The 16,484-nt window shown below is 68.7% G+C and carries 18 protein-coding genes; 13 read left to right on the top strand and 5 right to left on the bottom strand.

What is annotated here, in order from left to right; all coding sequences use genetic code 11:
• Positions 1-122 precede the first annotated feature (122 nt).
• Genes ODJ79_RS35410 through ODJ79_RS35430 form a run of 5 tightly spaced genes read left to right on the top strand, consistent with a single transcriptional unit; the run spans position 123 to position 5,421 of the window.
• Positions 123-1,514 (top strand): aldehyde dehydrogenase family protein, encoded by a 1,392-nt coding sequence (locus ODJ79_RS35410; RefSeq protein WP_263028037.1) that lies wholly within the window; start codon positions 123-125, stop codon positions 1,512-1,514.
• On the top strand, positions 1,511-2,536 hold the full coding sequence (locus ODJ79_RS35415) for an ABC transporter ATP-binding protein (RefSeq protein WP_263028015.1): 1,026 nt from the start codon (positions 1,511-1,513) through the stop codon (positions 2,534-2,536). Before ODJ79_RS35410 ends, ODJ79_RS35415 begins: the two co-directional genes overlap by 4 nt.
• A complete protein-coding gene (locus tag ODJ79_RS35420; protein ID WP_263028016.1) occupies positions 2,526-3,731 on the top strand; it encodes an ABC transporter substrate-binding protein in 1,206 nt (401 codons plus the stop codon). Before ODJ79_RS35415 ends, ODJ79_RS35420 begins: the two co-directional genes overlap by 11 nt.
• Positions 3,728-4,609: an ABC transporter permease gene (locus ODJ79_RS35425; RefSeq protein ID WP_263028017.1), complete on the top strand. Its 882-nt coding sequence runs from the start codon at positions 3,728-3,730 to the stop codon at positions 4,607-4,609. The genes ODJ79_RS35420 and ODJ79_RS35425 overlap by 4 nt, the downstream gene beginning before the upstream one ends.
• Positions 4,606-5,421 (top strand): ABC transporter permease, encoded by an 816-nt coding sequence (locus ODJ79_RS35430; RefSeq protein ID WP_263028018.1) that lies wholly within the window; start codon positions 4,606-4,608, stop codon positions 5,419-5,421. The genes ODJ79_RS35425 and ODJ79_RS35430 overlap by 4 nt, the downstream gene beginning before the upstream one ends.
• 23 nt (positions 5,422-5,444) lie before the next feature.
• Here the strand turns inward: ODJ79_RS35430 and ODJ79_RS35435 are convergent, their stop codons facing one another.
• A complete protein-coding gene (locus ODJ79_RS35435) occupies positions 5,445-6,455 on the bottom strand; it encodes a hypothetical protein (RefSeq protein WP_263028019.1) in 1,011 nt (336 codons plus the stop codon).
• Positions 6,452-7,741: a flavohemoglobin expression-modulating QEGLA motif protein gene (locus tag ODJ79_RS35440; RefSeq protein ID WP_263028020.1), complete on the bottom strand. Its 1,290-nt coding sequence runs from the start codon at positions 7,739-7,741 to the stop codon at positions 6,452-6,454. The genes ODJ79_RS35435 and ODJ79_RS35440 overlap by 4 nt, the downstream gene beginning before the upstream one ends.
• Here ODJ79_RS35440 and ODJ79_RS35445 point away from each other — a divergent pair.
• Together ODJ79_RS35445 and ODJ79_RS35450 are read left to right on the top strand one after the other, a co-directional pair.
• On the top strand, positions 7,704-8,483 hold the full coding sequence (locus ODJ79_RS35445; RefSeq protein ID WP_263028021.1) for an alpha/beta hydrolase: 780 nt from the start codon (positions 7,704-7,706) through the stop codon (positions 8,481-8,483). The genes ODJ79_RS35440 and ODJ79_RS35445 overlap by 38 nt on opposite strands.
• A 138-nt stretch (positions 8,484-8,621) precedes the next feature.
• Complete coding sequence (locus ODJ79_RS35450; RefSeq protein WP_263028022.1) at positions 8,622-9,050, top strand: hypothetical protein; 429 nt, start codon at positions 8,622-8,624, stop codon at positions 9,048-9,050.
• A gap of 138 nt (positions 9,051-9,188) precedes the next feature.
• Here ODJ79_RS35450 and ODJ79_RS35455 read toward each other — a convergent pair whose 3' ends face one another.
• Both ODJ79_RS35455 and ODJ79_RS35460 read right to left on the bottom strand, forming a co-directional pair.
• Entirely contained in the window at positions 9,189-9,743 is a 555-nt protein-coding gene (locus ODJ79_RS35455) for a hypothetical protein (RefSeq protein ID WP_263028023.1), read from the bottom strand.
• 11 nt (positions 9,744-9,754) lie between these two features.
• Positions 9,755-10,378 carry a DNA-3-methyladenine glycosylase gene (locus ODJ79_RS35460; protein ID WP_263028024.1) on the bottom strand — a complete coding sequence of 208 codons (624 nt, stop codon included), beginning with the start codon at positions 10,376-10,378 and terminating at the stop codon, positions 9,755-9,757.
• A 133-nt stretch (positions 10,379-10,511) separates the two neighbouring features.
• On the opposite strand from ODJ79_RS35460, the gene ODJ79_RS35465 reads away from it, so the two are divergent.
• The 5 genes from ODJ79_RS35465 (at position 10,512) to ODJ79_RS35485 (ending at position 13,984) form a co-directional block, all read left to right on the top strand.
• Positions 10,512-11,417 (top strand): helix-turn-helix domain-containing protein, encoded by a 906-nt coding sequence (locus ODJ79_RS35465; protein WP_263028025.1) that lies wholly within the window; start codon positions 10,512-10,514, stop codon positions 11,415-11,417.
• Between the two features lie 107 nt (positions 11,418-11,524).
• Entirely contained in the window at positions 11,525-12,253 is a 729-nt protein-coding gene (locus ODJ79_RS35470; RefSeq protein ID WP_263028038.1) for a CAP domain-containing protein, read from the top strand.
• Positions 12,254-12,270: 17 nt separating this feature from the next.
• Entirely contained in the window at positions 12,271-12,723 is a 453-nt protein-coding gene (locus ODJ79_RS35475; RefSeq protein ID WP_263028026.1) for a type II toxin-antitoxin system PemK/MazF family toxin, read from the top strand.
• Positions 12,724-12,765: 42 nt separating this feature from the next.
• Positions 12,766-13,428 (top strand): adenylate kinase family protein, encoded by a 663-nt coding sequence (locus ODJ79_RS35480; RefSeq protein WP_263028027.1) that lies wholly within the window; start codon positions 12,766-12,768, stop codon positions 13,426-13,428.
• A 4-nt stretch (positions 13,429-13,432) separates the two neighbouring features.
• Positions 13,433-13,984 carry a Uma2 family endonuclease gene (locus ODJ79_RS35485; protein WP_263028028.1) on the top strand — a complete coding sequence of 184 codons (552 nt, stop codon included), beginning with the start codon at positions 13,433-13,435 and terminating at the stop codon, positions 13,982-13,984.
• A 7-nt stretch (positions 13,985-13,991) separates the two neighbouring features.
• Here the strand turns inward: ODJ79_RS35485 and ODJ79_RS35490 are convergent, their stop codons facing one another.
• A complete protein-coding gene (locus ODJ79_RS35490) occupies positions 13,992-14,741 on the bottom strand; it encodes a polyphosphate kinase 2 family protein (RefSeq protein ID WP_263028029.1) in 750 nt (249 codons plus the stop codon).
• Between the two features lie 60 nt (positions 14,742-14,801).
• On the opposite strand from ODJ79_RS35490, the gene tyrS reads away from it, so the two are divergent.
• Positions 14,802-16,058, top strand: a complete 1,257-nt coding sequence (tyrS, locus tag ODJ79_RS35495) for a tyrosine--tRNA ligase (RefSeq protein WP_263028030.1) — start codon at positions 14,802-14,804, stop codon at positions 16,056-16,058.
• The last annotated feature ends 426 nt before the right edge of the window (positions 16,059-16,484 follow it).

Consider the following 16,484-nt stretch of genomic DNA (forward strand, 5'->3'; position numbering starts at 1 on the left):
CCGCGGACTGTACGACTGCACAACGGCCGCGGGTAAGGACTGGACGGGCATCCATTTACGTCCATCGGCCAGTGCCCCTACGGTGTCCTGCAACACGCCGTACCCGCCCGGGAGGTCCCGTGATGCAGATACCCGCCCGGATCGGTGGGCGTGCGGTGAGCGCCGACGAGTGGATCGAGGTGCTCAGCCCCTACGACGGGGCGCCCGTGGCGCGCGTACCGGCCCTGGGCGCCGACCACGTCGCCGAGGCGGTGGCGGCCGCCGAGGCGGCGCTGGCTCGCCGGGACTTCCCGCGGCACCGGCGCGCCGAGGTGCTCGAGCGGGCGGCGGAGCTGCTGGCCGAGCGCACCGAGGAGTTCGCGGTGACGATCGCCCGGGAGGCCGGCAAGCCGATCCGGGACGCCCGCGGCGAGGCCGCGCGGTGCCTGGCGACGCTGAAGTACTCCGCGGTGGAGGCTCGCAAGCTGGGCGGCGAGGTGATCCCGATGGACGGGCTCGCCTTCGCGATGCGGCACCCGATCGGCGTGGTCGCCGCGATCAGCCCGTTCAACTTCCCGCTCAACCTGGTCGCGCACAAGCTGGGCCCGGCGATCGCGGCCGGCTGCCCGGTGGTGCTCAAGCCGGCCGAGCTGACCCCGCTGTCCGCGATCCGCCTGGTCGACCTGCTGGTCGAGGCGGGGCTGCCGGCCGACTGGATCTCGGTGGTGACCGGCACCGGCGCGGCGGCCGGCACGCCGCTGGTGCAGCACCCCGGCCCGGCCCTGGTCACCTTCACCGGCAGCGTCGGGGTGGGCCGTCGGATCCAGGACGCCGCGCCGCGCAAGCGGGTGCTGCTCGAGCTCGGCTCGAACGCCCCGGTGATCGTCGAGCCGTCCGCCGACCTCGACCGGGTCATCGCGGCAATCAGGACCGGGGGCTTCTCGTACGCCGGGCAGAGCTGCATCTCCACGCAGCGCGTCCTGGTAAGCCACGAAATTTACGACAAAGTTCTTTATGGGCTGCGGGCCGCGGTCGCGACGCTCCGGGTCGGCGACCCGCTCGCCGAGGAGACCGACGTCGGCCCGCTGATCTCCGAGGAGGCGGCGACCCGGGTCGAGAGCTGGCTGGCGGCCGCGCGTGCCGCCGGCGCCGACGTCACCGGTGGACTGCGCCGGGGCTCGCTGGTGACCCCGGCCGTCGTCGCCGACCCCCCGCACCATCTCGACGTCTACCGCCGGGAGGTGTTCGGCCCGGTGATCACCGTGACGCCGTACGCCGATCTGGACGAGGCGATCGCGCTGGCCAACGACAGCGACTACGGCCTGCAGGCCGGGATCTTCACCGCCGACATCGGGGCCGCGCTGCGGGCCGCGAACGAGCTCGCGTTCGGCGGGGTGCTGATCAATCAGGTGCCGACGTTCCGGGCCGACCAGCAGCCGTACGGCGGCCTCCGGGACGCCGGCAACACCAGGGAGGGGCCGGCCTACGCCGTGCAGGAGATGACCGAACTGCGATTCGTGATGGTGAGCCCATGACCACCCCCGCTATCCGGCTGACCGGGCTGCGCAAGTCGTTCGGGGCGGTCGAGGCCGTCGCCGGGATCGATCTCGAGATCGCCGACGGCGAGTTCTTCTCGATGCTCGGGCCGTCCGGCTCCGGCAAGACCACGGTGCTGCGGATGATCGCCGGCTTCGAGCTGCCCACCGCCGGCACGGTCGAGCTCTCCGGGCGGGACGTCACCCGGCTGGCGCCGTTCGAGCGCGACGTCAACACGGTCTTCCAGGACTATGCCCTGTTCCCGCACATGAGCGTGGTGGAGAACGTCGAGTACGGGCTCAAGGTGCGCAAGGTCGGGCGCAAGGAGCGGCGTTCGCGTGCGCTCGAGGCGCTGTCCTCCGTACGGCTGCAAGGTTTTGAAGCGCGGAAACCCAGCGAGATGTCGGGTGGGCAGCGGCAGCGCGTGGCCCTGGCCCGAGCCCTGGTGAACCGGCCGAAGGTGCTGTTGCTGGACGAGCCGCTCGGCGCGCTCGACCTCAAGCTGCGCGAGCAGATGCAGGTGGAGCTCAAGCAGATCCAGCGGGACGTCGGGATCACGTTCGTCTTCGTGACGCACGACCAGGACGAGGCGCTGACCATGAGCGACCGGGTGGCGGTGTTCGACGGCGGCAGGATCGCCCAGGTCGGCACGCCCGAGCAGGTGTACGAGCAGCCCGCCACCCCGTTCGTCGCCGGATTCGTCGGCACATCCAACCTTTTGACCGGAAATGTCGCCCAGACGCTTGTCGGGAGGGAGGGGACATTTTCCGTACGCCCGGAGAAGATCTCGCTCGCCGAAGCCGGCATCCCGGGGACGGTCGCCGAGGTGATCTATGCGGGGCCGGTCACCCGCTACGTCGTCGATCTCGACGCGGGCGCCCGGATGACGGTCGTCGAGCAGAACCAGCGCACCGGGACCGCTGCGCTGGCCGAACTGCGGGGGAAACCGGTCCATCTGACCTGGCTCGAAGAGCACGTGATCGAGATCCCCGGTTCAAAGGAGAATACGGATGCGCCATAGCGGAAGAGTTCTGACGGCGGCGCTGGCGGCGGGCATTCTCGTGCTCGCCGGCTGCGGTGGCGGCGACAGCGGCACCAGCAAGGGCAGCGGACCGGGCGGCATCTCGGTCCCGAAGATCGACAAGCTGGCGTCGCTCGGCGCCGGCGAGGGCCAGGTCAACATCGTCTCCTGGGCCGGGTACGTCGAGGACGGCTCCAACGACCCCAAGGTCGACTGGGTGCACGACTTCGAGAAGGAGACCGGCTGCAAGGTCAACAACAAGGTGGCGGCCACCTCGGACGAGATGGTCACGCTGATGAAGACCGGCGACTACGACGTGGTCTCCGCGTCCGGCGACGCCTCGCTGCGGCTGATCTACGGCGGCGACGTCGCACCGGTCAACACTTCTTTGATTTCGAACTACCAAGACATCTTCGACGGGCTGAAGATGAAGCAGTGGAACTCGGTCGACGGGGTTGCCTACGGCATCCCGCACGGCCGCGGCGCCAACCTGTTGATGTACCGGACCGACGTGGTCAAGCCGGCGCCGACCTCGTGGGGCGCGGTCTTCGACCCGAACTCGCCGTACCAGGGCAAGATCACCGCGTACGACTCGCCGATCTACATCGCCGACGCGGCCCTCTATCTCATGAAGACCAAGCCGGAACTGGGCATCAAGAACCCGTACGCGCTGGACGACACCCAGTTCAAGGCGGCCACCGACCTGCTCACCGCGCAGAACAAGACGATCGGCGAGTACTGGTCGGACTACACCAAGGAGGTGCAGGCGTTCAAGGCCGGCAACTCCGTGCTCGGCACCACCTGGCAGATCATCACCAACCTGGCCCAGGCGGACAAGGCGCCGGTCGAGGCGATCCTGCCGACCGAGGGCGCGACCGGCTGGTCGGACACCTGGATGATCTCGTCGAAGGCCAAGCACCCGAACTGCGGCTACCTGTGGATGAACCACATCGTCTCGCCGAAGGCCAACGCCGCGGTCGCCGAGTGGTTCGGTGAGGCGCCGGCCAACAAGCTGGCCTGCGACCAGACGGCGGACAAGAACTTCTGCAAGACGTTCCACGCCGACGACGAGGCCTACTTCTCCCAGGTCTGGTACTGGACCACCCCGATCGCGCAGTGCCTCGACGGCCGCAAGGACGTGACCTGCAAGGACTACTCGGCCTGGACCCAGGCCTGGACGACGATCAAGGGATGAGCGCGACCACGGAGGGGGGCGGCCGCCAGGTCGCCTCCTTCCTTCACCGCCACCCCCGGCTGCGCCTGGCCGGGCTCCTCTCGGCGCCGCTGCTCTGGCTCGGCGTTGCGTACCTGGGCGCGCTCGCCGTCCTGCTGATCTCCGCGTTCTGGAGCGTCAACGGCTTCACCGGCGACCTGGTCAAGGTGTTCAGCCTGGACAACTTCCGGACGATCTTCGCGGAGGCGGTCTACCGCAACGTCATGCTGCGCAGCGTCGGGGTGGCCGCGGCGGTGACCGCGATCTGCGTGGTGCTGGCCGTGCCGATGGCCTTCTTCATGGCCAAGGTGGCCTCGCCGAGATCCCGGCACTGGCTGGTGATCGCGATCCTCACCCCACTGTGGGCGAGCTACCTGGTCAAGGCGTACGCCTGGCGGGTGCTGCTGGCCAACGGCGGCCCGATCGACTGGCTGCTGGGCGGGCCCGGGCACGGCCCCGGCTACGGGCTGTTCGCGGTGATCCTGGTGCTGTCCTACCTGTGGCTGCCGTACATGATCCTGCCGATCTACGCGGGCCTGGAGCGGCTGCCCGACTCGATGCTGGAGGCGTCGGCCGATCTCGGCGCCCGCGCGTGGCGCACGTTCCGCGCGATCGTGCTGCCCATCCTCGTACCGTCGATCTTCGCCGGCTCGATCTTCACGTTCTCGCTGTCGCTGGGCGACTACATCACCGTCCAGATCGTCGGCGGCAAGACCCAGATGATCGGCAACGTCGTCTACGCCAACATCGGCGCCGCCAACAACCTGCCGTTCGCCGCCGCCCTCGCCACCCTCCCGGTGGCCATCATGGTCATCTACCTGATCGCGGTCCGCCGCTCCGGCGCCCTGGAGGAGCTGTGACGCTGTCCCCGTGGGCCCGCTGGGCGATGCGCCTGTTCATGGGCGCCGGCCTGGTGTTCATCTACGCACCGCTGATGCTGGTCTTGATCAACAGCTTCAACGGCGACCGTACGTTCGGCTGGCCCCCGCACGACTTCACGATGCGCTGGTGGTCGGCGGCCTGGGACAACTCCGGCGCCCGCGACGCCCTGTGGACCTCGGTCAAGGCGGGCCTCGGCGCCACCGCGATCGCCCTCGTGCTGGGCACGATGGTCTCGTTCGCCGTGCAGCGCTTCAAGTTCTTCGGCCGCGACACCCTGTCCCTGCTGATCATTCTGCCGATCGCGCTGCCCGGCATCGTCACCGGCATCGCGCTGGATTCGGCGTGGCGTTCGGTGGTCGAGCCGCTGGGCATCGGCAAGGGACTGTTCTCGGTGATCGTCGGTCACGCCACCTTCTGCGTGGTGACGGTCTACAACAACGTCCTGGCCCGGCTGCGCCGCACCGGCACCAACCTCGAGGACGCGTCGGCCGACCTGGGCGCCTCGCCCGGCCAGACCTTCCGGTACGTGACGTTCCCGCTGATCCGCTCGGCCCTGCTGGCCGGCGGCCTGCTGGCCTTCGCGCTGTCCTTCGACGAGATCATCGTGACCACGTTCACGGCCGGCCCCGGCATCACCACGCTACCCATCTGGATCTTCAACAACCTGTTCCGCCCCAACCAGGCACCGGTGGTGAACGTGGTGGCCGCGATCCTGATCGTCCTGTCGGTGATCCCGGTCTGGTTCGCCCAGCGCCTGGCCGGCCCCGACGCAGGAACCAGCCGAACCTGACCGCTCGCCGGCCGCCCCGGCCATCAAGATCGGCCAGAGGGCTTCGAGCCGGCGCGGCGCTCCAGGGCGGTGATGACGGTGTCACAGATGTCCATCTCGTACAGCCATTCGACGCTCTGCAGTCCGCCGGGGCTCTCCGCGTTGATCTCGACCACTTTGCCGCCGATGACGTCGATGCCGACGAAGAACATGCCGTCGGCCACGAGCTTGTCGGTCATCGCGGCGATGACGCCGCGTTCCACGTCCCCGATCTCCAGCGGAACCGAGCGGCCGCCCTTGCTGATGTTGGCCCGCAGGTCGTTGCCCGTGGGCATCCGCCGGAAGGCGGCGGCCTTACCGCCTTGCTCGAGGAGCTTGCCCTCGAGCAGGAAGATCCGGGCGTCGCCATCCTCACCGCCGGGCACGAACTCCTGGGCGAGGGCGTAGCCGTCCTGCAGCACGGCCTCGATGATCTGCGTGAGGTTCTGTTCGGTCTCGTCCTCGACCATGAACACGTTCCGGCCCTTGGCCCCGTAGAGCGGCTTGACCACGCAGCGGCCGACCGCCGCGACGAATCGCTCGATCGCCGCGGGGTCGCGGGTCACGAGCGATCGCGGCCGGATCCGCTCGGGAAACTCTTCGAGATAGAGCTTGCTCGTGGCGCGGATGAGGGACATCGGGTCGTTGACCACGGTCACGCCGCGGGCCTTGAGCATCTGGCCGAAGACCGCGCCCAGCGGGCTCGCCCACGGTCGCTGCTGGAGATCGTCGATCGATTCGTTACGCAGGAACAGCGCGTCGAGGTCGTCCAGGACGACCGGTTCGGTGTCGCGTTCCTTGGTGGCCTTCAGGAAACTCTCGAGGGTGTCGCCTTCCTCGAATACCGCGGCGTGAGCGCGGCCGACGAGGCGTCCGTCGCTCTCGCCGAGTTCGACGTCGCCGACCCCGACGTACCAGACCTGGTGGCCGCTGCGGCTCGCTGCCCGCGCCAGCCGCGTGGTGGCGTACTCATCGATTTCGGTGGTTACGTCGTTGACGAAAAATGCGAGCCTCATCGTGCTGCTTCTCCTTCGTAGAGGTCGATGACCGAGGTGCCCGCACGCAGTCCGTCGAAGCGCTCCCGGGCGCCGGGTGCGTCCAGCCAGCGTGGCCGGACCCAGGGTGCCTGGAGTACCCCGCGATCGAGGAGGTCTTGGATCAGCGGAACGTGGTCGAGCGCGAGCTTGCCGACCAGGAGCACGTCGAGGCTGACGCCCTCCGCGAAAGCCTCGAGGAGGCGGCTGACGCCTCGCAGGTAGATCGCGTCCTTGACCGAACCGCCCGCGACAACGACCCGGATGGCGATGATCCACGCGGTCCTCCGTGGTATCTGATACTGCGCCTGCAGCGTCTCGAAGATGTCCAGGAAGCCGGCGCCGTCAAGCATCTTGCCGACGGCTATCACTCGCGCGGCGAGCACGCGGAGCCGTCGCGGGTCCAAGCCTCCGGTCAGGTATTCGGCGAGGACCGCGAGGCCTTCCTGGGTTTCGTCGTAGCCGGGCAGACCGATCGTCAGCAGCCTCAAGGGTTGCCGGGCGCCGTTCTGATAGGTGACGACATGGGTGCCGACCTCGTGCTGCAGCAGGGGCTCGACGCGATCGGCCCGGAATGTCGCGGCCTCGGGGATCAGCAGGCGGCCGAACGACACCATCAGTTCGGAGACGTCGTCGCGGACGTCGATGTGCACGGGAAAATCCGGATACACGGCGCGGTAGCGATGCAGCTCCGCGCGCGCCGCCTCGGCGAACGCGCCGGCGGTGACGCTGGGCGCGGTGGGCGACTGGGCGGGGATGATCGCGAGCAGGTCCTTCGCGGCGGACACGAGTGCCGGGCTGATCCCGCCGTAGAGCTGCAGCGACCCCTGCACGAACCGGGACGTGTCGCGGTCCTCCAAGGCCGTGATCTGACGTGCTATCTCGTCCCGCTTGGTGCGCAGAAGGGTGTGCAGTGCGGGGTCGGCGACGTTTTCGATCTCGAGGTTGTACAGGTCTCGGCGCACCAGGTCGGGCTCGAATTCCAACGGCCGTAGGCGCAGAGTGGGCACGGTGCTGAAGTCGCTTCGCTCGAAGTCGGCCCAGGCCTCCGCCGCGTTGACCGGCGTGACGTTGAGGAGCAGGTCCACGCTGCGTTCGATCTCGGCGAGGCGGACGTCGATGTCCAGTGCAGGCTTGAGCAGCTGCGTCGCGGAGTTCACAGTGGGAGCACATGCCCATTGGCGCCCCCGGCCAACCGCGTGCGCCGGGTTGGACGCATAGCGTAGGCGCATGACCATGATCGGTACCGCTGCCGGCGTCCCGTTCACTGCGCTGCCACCCACCGGTGGTGGACCCGCCCCGCTCGTCGTGACCTGGCACATGATGGACGCGCCCTGCACCGACGCGGCGTTCGCCGCCGCGCTGCCGCTGTCCGGTGTCACGGCATGGCGCGTTCATCTGGGCATGCCCTGGTGCGGCTCCCGCTCGTATCCCGAAGGATACGAGCTGTCACGCCGCGACCCGATGATGCTGTACGTGGATCCGGTGGTGCGCCAAGCCGCCGACGAGTTCCCCGCCGCCCTCGCTGAGCTGCGGGCACGCTTCCCCATCGCCGATGCGCCGATCGGAATCGTCGGCGCTTCGCTGGGCGGCGCGGTCGCCCTCACGGTGGCCGCGAGCGGAGTCGTGCCGGTAGCCGCGCTGGCCGTGGTCAACGCCGCCATCCGCGCCTCGTCCGTCGTCGAGCTCATCTCGGAACTCTCCGAGCGGCCCTACCGGTGGGACGTCTCCTCGCGGGCCGCCGCCGACCGGCTGGACTTCATCACCCGTGCCGCAGACCTCGAGAGCACCGCATTGCTGGTCGTCAGCGGCGACGAGGACTATCCGGCCTTCCGGGCGGACGCCGCAGCCTTGGCGGCAGCGGTGCCGAACGCGCGCCTGACGACAGTGCCCGGACTGGCGCACCCGCTCGCCGAACGGCCCGGCGACCAACCCGCGCCGCAGACACCACAGGCCAGGACGGTCGACGACACGATCACCGCCTGGTTCGCCACCCATCTCGCCACCTGAAAAGGCCACACCAAAGGCGCTGGATTGCCACCCTCACCTATTCCTTTGTTCGGCTGTAACCCCTCCGCGTATTTCATGGCGGCAATTCGAACATGCGGATCAAGGAGGAGACGGATGCGTAGAGCGTTCGTGGCGGGAATGCTGGTGGCCGGCGTGGTCGGCAGCGTTTTGACCTTCGCCGGCCCGGCGTCGGCGAGCGGGCGGCCGTGCGGACCCGAGGTTTCCACCAGCGGAGTGGGCACCCTCGGCAGTTCCTACACATTGAAATCAAAGCATGACGACGACGGGCCGGGCGGCTCGTTGGTGGAGGGCGAGGAATTCGAGATCAACGTGCCGGCCGGTCAGGTGTGGCAAGTGCGGTTCGCCGACAATGGGGTGGTCTTCTTCGACCAGCCCTCGGTATCCGGGCCGCACGGAACCCCGCCGGTCATCGGCATTCGGGAAGTGCACGCCGCGCCGAACCAGCCCGGTACCCAGCACATGACGGTCCACGCGGTCAGTCAGTCGACCGGCGAGACCATCGACGCGTTCGTGGACGTGCCGCCGGCGCCGAACTGCGGGAAGTAACGAACGAGAATTGCGCTTGGGCCGGGCCCACCCGGCGGCCGGGGTCGGGGCTGTTGTTGCAGTTGCGGCCCTGGCACGCCGGGGACTCGGCTGACGCTCGTACGGTAGAAGCAGCGGAAGGGAAACGCTCAGCGGTAGCTACGCGAGCGGCATGCCCGCCGACTGGGTGTGGGTGGGCTCGGGGGCCGCGTGGTGGGTGAGCACCGCCCAGGTCATGAACGTGCCGCCGACCGCGATCGCGCCCAGGACGCCGAGGGAGATCTGCTGCTCCAGGGCCAGTTGGCGCTCATAGCCGGACTGGTCGATCACCGTGATCCGGCCGTTGTGCGAGATGACGTACTGGCCGTTGAGCATCTCGGCGTTGCCGTCCAGGCCGGCGAAGGCGACCACCACCGCCAGCCAGAAGCCGAAGAACACCACCCCGGCCAGCATCGACACCCAGTGCGGCACGTGCGGTGGCACCCAGGAGGTCAGGCTCCACGCGCGGCGGGGCCGGGTGGTCCGGTAGTACCAGCGGTTGCCGATCACGCCGGCGATCGCGCCGGGGACGGTGAGGAAGGCCGCCACGCCGACCGCGAGGGCGCTGGGCAGCATGCGCACGCCCGCGAGCAGGCCGGCGATCAGCACCGCCGACCACACCATCCCGGCGCAGCACATCACGCTGCAGACCAGCAGCAACCGTCGCGGCATCATCATCTCTGACGCTAACCGCCCACGGCCCTCGGCGTGGACACTTTCCGGGGGGTGTGCCGCCGGTAGGCGCTGACCGCCGGGTCCCCGGCGATCCAGAAGCGCCAGGGCACGTCGTGCGCCGAGGTGACACCCACCCGCGGGCCCGCGGCGATGGCGCCGACCGGACCGGCCGGCGGCGCGAGGGTGGCCGGTCCGGTCCCGTCGATCAGCGAGGTGTCGTTGGCCGCCCGGTCCAGGGCCAGGACCTGCATCAACTTCGCCGGGCCGGCCGCGAGATCGTGGCTCGTGCGGGCCGCCGGCCGGCGCTGACGCGCGGTTTCGAGGCCGTCGACGACCTCGCCGGCCCGCAGCAGAACCGCCGCCGCCCGGCCCGGTTCGCCGCAGACCACGTTCGCGCAGAAATGCATTCCGTAGATCTGATAGACGTACAGCCGGCCGGCCGGCCCGAACATCACCGCATTCCGGGCGGTCAGCCCGCGATGCGCGTGACTGGCCGGATCCTCGCCGAGTCCGCTGTACGCCTCCACCTCGGTGAGACGCACGGTGACCCCGTTCGCTGTCAACCGCCAGCCCAGCAGAAGCCGGGCGGCGGATTCCACCTCCGTCGCGGGCAGATCCAACCAGGAATAATCCACCGATCAAGCCAAGCACACCCGGGAAAAGCCCTCGACCGGATCATGCCCGTTTTGGCATTCACGAGGAGCGATCAAGCGCCTACTCTATGTCCCACTGGGAATCCGGGACAGGAATTCTCGGAGAGGACCAGACATGCCGGACACCGGGTCGACAGTTCCGCGCCGCCAGGTGGGCCGGCTCATGCGGCAGCTGCGCGAACAGGCCGGCATCTCGCTGATGGCCGCCGCCGAGGAGCTCGAATTCTCCCGGGCCCGGATGTACCGGATCGAGAACGGCGAGGTCCCCGTCCGCAAGCATGACGTGATCGCGATGTGCGGTGTCTACCGGGCCGGCCCGGAGATGACCGAGGTGCTGATCGCGCTGGCACAGGAGTCGAAGGCCAAGGGGTGGTGGCACGCGTACGGCGACGTGGTGCCCGACTGGTTCGAGCTGTACGTCGGTATGGAGCAGGCGGCCAGCCGGCTCCGCGCGTACGCGCCCAGCGTGGTCCCCGGCCTGGTGCAGTGCCGGGAGTACGCCGAGTATGTCTTCGAGAGCTGGTTCGGCAAGGACGCGACCCGGGTGCACAACGCGGTCGCCGTCCGGCTGGAACGGCAGTCCCTGCTCACCCGCCGGCTGCCCGAGGCGCCGCAGGTCGAGGTCGTGATCGACGAGGGGGCGCTACGCCGCGGCATCCCGGACCGGCTCGGCATGCGCAAGCAACTGGCCCACCTGGTCAACGTGTCCACCCGGCCCAACGTCCGGGTCCGGGTGATCCCGTTCGCGGCCGGCCCGCACCGCGCGGCCGGCTCGGGCCAGTTCACCATCCTCGACTTCCCGGCCGTGGCGGCCGCCTCGCCGGAGCCCACCACGGTCTACTGCGAGTACCTCACCGGCGCTCTCTACCTCGACAAGGTGGCGGAGGTGAACGCGTACGAGTCGATCTGGGCGGACCTCGCGGACACCGCCCTGAGCCAGAGCGAGTCGGACGAGCTGATCCACACGATCCTCCAGGAGGACGACCAGGACGACGACGACGGCTTCGTTAGCTCTCCCTGATCGTTTTCTTAAGGGCTCTTTAGCAGTCAGGCCCGGCGCCGGGCAGCCACGCATAGTGATGGGGCGCTGTCCCCCTGCCCGCGAGCCGAAGGTGCCCACCCGTGTCGATGTCCGCTGCCGCTCGTCTCCGCTACACGATGGTGGCCGGCGTCACCGCAGTGGTGATCGGGACGGGGTTCACGGTCATCGGCCTGAACCGGCACGCCGCCGAGGCGTCGATCCCCACCGCCGCCGAGGCCACGACGGCGCCGGCCGTCGCGGATTCGCTCCCGGCGACCGAGGAGGCCACGCCGGCGCCGAGTCCCACGCCGACCCCCACGAAGACGCCGGCCCCGCGCAGGACGACAACCGCTCCGAAGAAGACGACGAAGCCGCCCACCAGGGCCGCGGCCGCCCTCACGGTCCCGAGGACCGGCGACGCGATCCTCGACGCGGTCCTCGAGCACATCAACGCCGCCCGGACCGACGCCGGCCTCTCGCCGCTGACCCTCGACAGCGGCCTCTCCCGGGCCTCCGCCAAGCACAACCAGCTGATGATCAACAGCTGCGGCCTCGAACACCAGTGCCCCGGCGAGAGCGGCCTCGGCGACCGCTTCACCGCCCAGGGCGTCGAGTGGACCCGCGCCGGCGAGAACATCGGCTTCGGCTCCAGCGGCTCCAGCGACGCCGCCATCATCAAGGCCGCGAACGGCCTCACCGACAGCATGCTCGCCGAGCGGCCGCCGAACGACGGGCACCGCAAGAACCTGCTGAACACCAGCTTCAAGCGGATCGGCCTGAGCGTCGTCCGCGACGCCAAGGGCATCACCTGGATGACCCAGGACTTCGTGAACTGACATCGTAAAGTCCCTCCGTGGCCAACTTTCTCAGCACCCTGCTCAGCAAGTTCCGGGAACGGGGCACCCCGCGACCGCCCAAGCACCTGCCCAAGCCACGGCGGGGCCGGCACCTGGAGTACGACCCGAAGCTGGACGGCGACGCCGACCCCGGCGAGATCGTCTGGACCTGGGTGCCGTTCGAGGACGATCCGTCCCAGGGCAAGGACCGCCCGGTGCTGGTGGTCGGCCGGCACGGCCGGGACGTCTACGGCCTGATGCTCTCCAGCAAGAGCCAGCGCAACGGCCAGCGCAACTGGATGTCGCTCGGCCCCGGCACCTGGGACCGCGAGCAGCGGCCCAGCTGGGTCCGCCTCGACCGGGTGCTGGACATCGACGGCAACGGCATCCGCCGGGAGGGCGCGATCCTCGACCGGGCGCGCTTCGACCGGGTCGCGGCGAAGCTGCGCCAGGACTATGGATGGGCCTGACCGCCGCCGGATAATTCGGGTCTGAGGAGAGGTGGTCCATCGATGCGCAAGTACGTGATCATGGGAGTCCAGGGCAGCGGCAAGGGCACCCAGAGCGATCGGCTCTGCGACGATCTCGACCTGGTACACATCGCGGTCGGCGACATCTTCCGCTGGCACGTGCAGAACCACACCAAGTTGGGCGCCCAGGTCCGCCGCATCATGAAGGCCGGCGAACTGGTCGGCGACGACATGGTCGAGTCGGTCGTCCGCGAGCGCATGCAGCAGCACGACTGGAACTACGGCTTCATCATCGACGGCTTTCCCCGCAACGGCCGCCAGGCCGAGTTCTTCATGGAGAGCTACGACATCGACGGCGTCATCCACCTGGAGCTCCCCGAGGAGGAGGTACGCCGCCGCGTACTGAGCCGCCGCCTGTGCCCCAACTGCGGCATGGACTACAACCTGATCGCCCACCGCCCGAAGGAGGAGGGCCGCTGCGACATCTGCGGCCACGAGCTGATCACCCGCGAGGACGACACCCCCGGTGCCCTCGACGCCCGCCTGCGCGACTACAACGAAAAGACCCGCCCGGTCCTGGAGCTGTTCCGCCGCAAGGAGTTCGTCCACGACATCGACGCCCGCCCACCGGCCGACGAGGTCCAGGCGAAGATCCGGGCCGCCCTCAACCTGCCGCCCTACCCATCCCGGAAAGCCGTAGGATGAGCGTATGAGCTCAGAAGCGGTCGGCAGGTACATGCCTGCGGTCGTGACGCTCGATGACCTGACGGCGATGATGACCGCCGACGAGCATCACCGCTATGAGATGAGCCCCGAGGGAGTGCTCTCGATCATGCCGCCCCCGGGGTACGCCCATGCCATCATCGCGACGCGGCTGATGGCCTGGCTGCTAGCGGCGGGCGTCCCCGCCGAGCGGGTCGCGCAGGCAGTCGGCCTGCGCATCCCCGGCCCTGACGGCGTCGGTGGTCGCATTCCGGATCTGATCATCTGGAGCAAGGTTCAGGCGGATGCCGTGTGGCTCCCCGTCACCGATGTGCTTCTCGCGGTCGAGATCGTCTCACCGGGCTCCGAGGGCGTGGACACGGTCACCAAGCGCAAGGAATATGCCACCGCCGGCATCCCGCAGTATTGGGTGATCGATCAAGACTCGGCCCAGACCGTCACCATGCATCGCCTGGACGGCGACACGTACACCGTTCAGGCGACCATGCCGCTGGCGTGGGTCCTCAACACCGACCCGGCCGAGCACGACCTGGGCTGAGTTTGACTCAGAGGTGGAAGCCGCGCTTGGTCAGCTCGTCCTCGACGGCGTCGCAGACCGCCTCGACCACGGCGAAGCGGGCGTAGTGCTTGTCGTCGCCGGGGATGACGTGCCACGGCGCCCAGGTCGGGTCGCAGCGCTCCAGCATCTCCTCGACCGCGGCCTCGTACTGCGGGCGCTTGTCCCGGTTGCGCCAGTCCTCGTCGGTCAGCTTCCAGGTGCGCAGCGGGTCGTGGGCGCGGTCCTCGAAGCGGCGCAGCTGCTCCTCCGGTGACACGTGCATCCAGAACTTGACCATGATCATGCCCTCGGCGACCAGGGTCCGCTCGAACTCGACGATCTCGCTGTACGCGCGTTTCCACTGCTCCGCGGTGGCGAAGCCCTCGACTCGCTCGACCAGCACCCGGCCGTACCAGGAGCGGTCGAACACCGACATGCCGCCCCAGCCGGGCAGCTTCGGCCAGAACCGCCAGAGGAAATGGTGCCGCTTCTCGTCGTAGGTGGGCGCCGCGAACTGGGAGACCCGCACGTGCCGGGGGTCGAGCGGGGCGACCAGCCGCTTGATCGCCCCTCCCTTGCCGGACGCGTCCCAGCCCTCGAAGACACAGGTGAGCGGCGGGCCGATCCGCTTCTCGCCGATCTGGCCGCCGAGAATCAGGCGCAGTCGCAGCAGGCGCTTCTGCGCCTCGTCGAGGCGGGCCTCGGCCTTCTTCTTCGAGATCTCGACCGGTGATGCGGCGCTACCCAGGCGGCTCATCAGTACAGCATGGCGAAACCCGGTGTGAACCGCACCGGCGGGTGCGGGAGAATTGCTGATGTGACTTTCGTAGACGATCTGCAGTGGCGTGGCCTGATCCAGGACTCGACCTCGTTGGAGGAGCTGCGTGAGCAGCTGAACGGCCCTGGAATCACGTTCTATGTGGGTTTCGACCCCACCGCCGCCTCGCTGCATGTCGGGCACCTCATGCAGGTGATGACCGCTCGCCGGCTCCAGCTGGCGGGCCACAAGCCCCTGCTGCTGGTCGGTGGCGCCACGGGCCAGATCGGTGATCCGCGCGAGTCGAGCGAGCGGAGCCTGAATCCGCCGGAGGTGATCGAGGGGTGGGTGTCGCGCATTCGCGACCAGCTTTCCCCGTTCGTCACCTACGACGGAAGCAACGGCGCCGAGCTGGTCAACAACCTGGACTGGACCGGCCCGACCTCGGTGATCGAGTTCCTCCGGGACGTCGGCAAGCATTTCCCGGTGAACAAGATGCTGGCCCGCGACGTGGTGCGCAACCGGCTCGAGACCGGGATCAGCTTCACCGAGTTCAGCTACCAGCTGCTCCAGTCGAACGACTTCTACCAGCTGCACGTACGCCACGGCTGCGCGCTGCAGTTCGGCGGTTCCGACCAGTGGGGCAACATCACCGCCGGCGTCGACTTCGTGCGGCGCCGCGGGGCCGGCCCGGTGCACGCGTTCGTCACCCCGCTGGTGCTCAAGGCCGACGGCACCAAGTTCGGCAAGAGCGAGGGCGGCGCGGTCTGGCTCGACCCGGCGATGACCTCGCCGTACGCGTTCTACCAGTTCTGGATCAACTCGGACGACCGTGACGTCGCACAGTACCTGCGCTACTTCAGCTTCAAGCCGCGCGAGGAGCTGGAGGAGCTGGAGAAGGCGACGGCCGAGCGGCCGCAGGCCCGGCTCGCCCAGCGGGCGCTGGCCGAGGAGATCACCACGCTGGTGCACGGCGCCGAGGAGGCGCAGCAGGCGATCACGGCGAGCCAGGCTCTCTTCGGGCGAGGTTCGCTGGACTCACTCTCGGCGGCCACGTTGCGCTCCGCGTTGGCCGAGGCAGGCTTGCTTGCCGTACGGGGTGAGCTGCCGACCGTGGCGGCCCTGTTGAAGGAGACCGGTCTCGTGGCGAGCGCGAACGAGGCCCGGCGAACGATCGCCGAGGGCGGCGCCTACCTGAACAACGAGCGGATCACCGACGGTGAGGCCGTGCCGCCGGCGTCGGCGCTGCTGCAGGACCGATTCCTGGTGCTGCGACGCGGCAAGAAGTCCTTCGCCGGCGTGGAACTAGAGCGCTGACCTGGCGTTTTTCTTGATCGGCCCGCTGTGATCCGACTCGCAGCGGGCCGATTTGGTTCTTGGGCGTGCGGCCTGTAATGTTTTCCGAGCCGCCAGGGAGACGGGCGAGCGCGAGCGGCCCTTCGGGGTCACCGCAACGGCCGTCCTGACGGAAACCCCAAGAAATCGCTCGGTGGATCATCATGTATGGTTCGCGGGGTCGTTTCGCGGGACTTGAGCTTTTTTGCTTGGCAATTCCGGGAAATTCCGGAATTTGACGAGGCGATAGAGCGAGAGTAAAGTTGAGCGAGTGCTCCGGGGGTGGGATTACCCCGGGTGCGGTTGTTCTTTGAGAACTCAACAGGGTGCTTGTAAAGCCAGTGCCAAGAATGTTTTACCCTGGCCGGTTTGATCCGGCTTGGATTCCTTTGGCAACTTTTTGTTGCT

It is taken from the genome of Actinoplanes sp. KI2 (assembly GCF_025630775.1).
Taxonomy (GTDB): domain Bacteria; phylum Actinomycetota; class Actinomycetes; order Mycobacteriales; family Micromonosporaceae; genus Actinoplanes.

Coding starts and splice junctions, on each gene's coding strand:
- ODJ79_RS35480 (WP_263028027.1), top strand. CDS start 12,766: ATGCGCAAGTACGTGATCATGGGAGTCCAGGGCAGCGGCAAGGGCACC.
- ODJ79_RS35470 (WP_263028038.1), top strand. CDS start 11,525: ATGTCCGCTGCCGCTCGTCTCCGCTACACGATGGTGGCCGGCGTCACC.
- ODJ79_RS35435 (WP_263028019.1), bottom strand. CDS start 6,455: ATGAGGCTCGCATTTTTCGTCAACGACGTAACCACCGAAATCGATGAG.
- ODJ79_RS35420 (WP_263028016.1), top strand. CDS start 2,526: ATGCGCCATAGCGGAAGAGTTCTGACGGCGGCGCTGGCGGCGGGCATT.
- ODJ79_RS35455 (WP_263028023.1), bottom strand. CDS start 9,743: ATGATGCCGCGACGGTTGCTGCTGGTCTGCAGCGTGATGTGCTGCGCC.
- ODJ79_RS35415 (WP_263028015.1), top strand. CDS start 1,511: ATGACCACCCCCGCTATCCGGCTGACCGGGCTGCGCAAGTCGTTCGGG.
- ODJ79_RS35465 (WP_263028025.1), top strand. CDS start 10,512: ATGCCGGACACCGGGTCGACAGTTCCGCGCCGCCAGGTGGGCCGGCTC.
- ODJ79_RS35445 (WP_263028021.1), top strand. CDS start 7,704: ATGACCATGATCGGTACCGCTGCCGGCGTCCCGTTCACTGCGCTGCCA.
- ODJ79_RS35410 (WP_263028037.1), top strand. CDS start 123: ATGCAGATACCCGCCCGGATCGGTGGGCGTGCGGTGAGCGCCGACGAG.
- ODJ79_RS35450 (WP_263028022.1), top strand. CDS start 8,622: ATGCTGGTGGCCGGCGTGGTCGGCAGCGTTTTGACCTTCGCCGGCCCG.
- ODJ79_RS35425 (WP_263028017.1), top strand. CDS start 3,728: ATGAGCGCGACCACGGAGGGGGGCGGCCGCCAGGTCGCCTCCTTCCTT.
- ODJ79_RS35485 (WP_263028028.1), top strand. CDS start 13,433: ATGAGCTCAGAAGCGGTCGGCAGGTACATGCCTGCGGTCGTGACGCTC.
- ODJ79_RS35490 (WP_263028029.1), bottom strand. CDS start 14,741: ATGAGCCGCCTGGGTAGCGCCGCATCACCGGTCGAGATCTCGAAGAAG.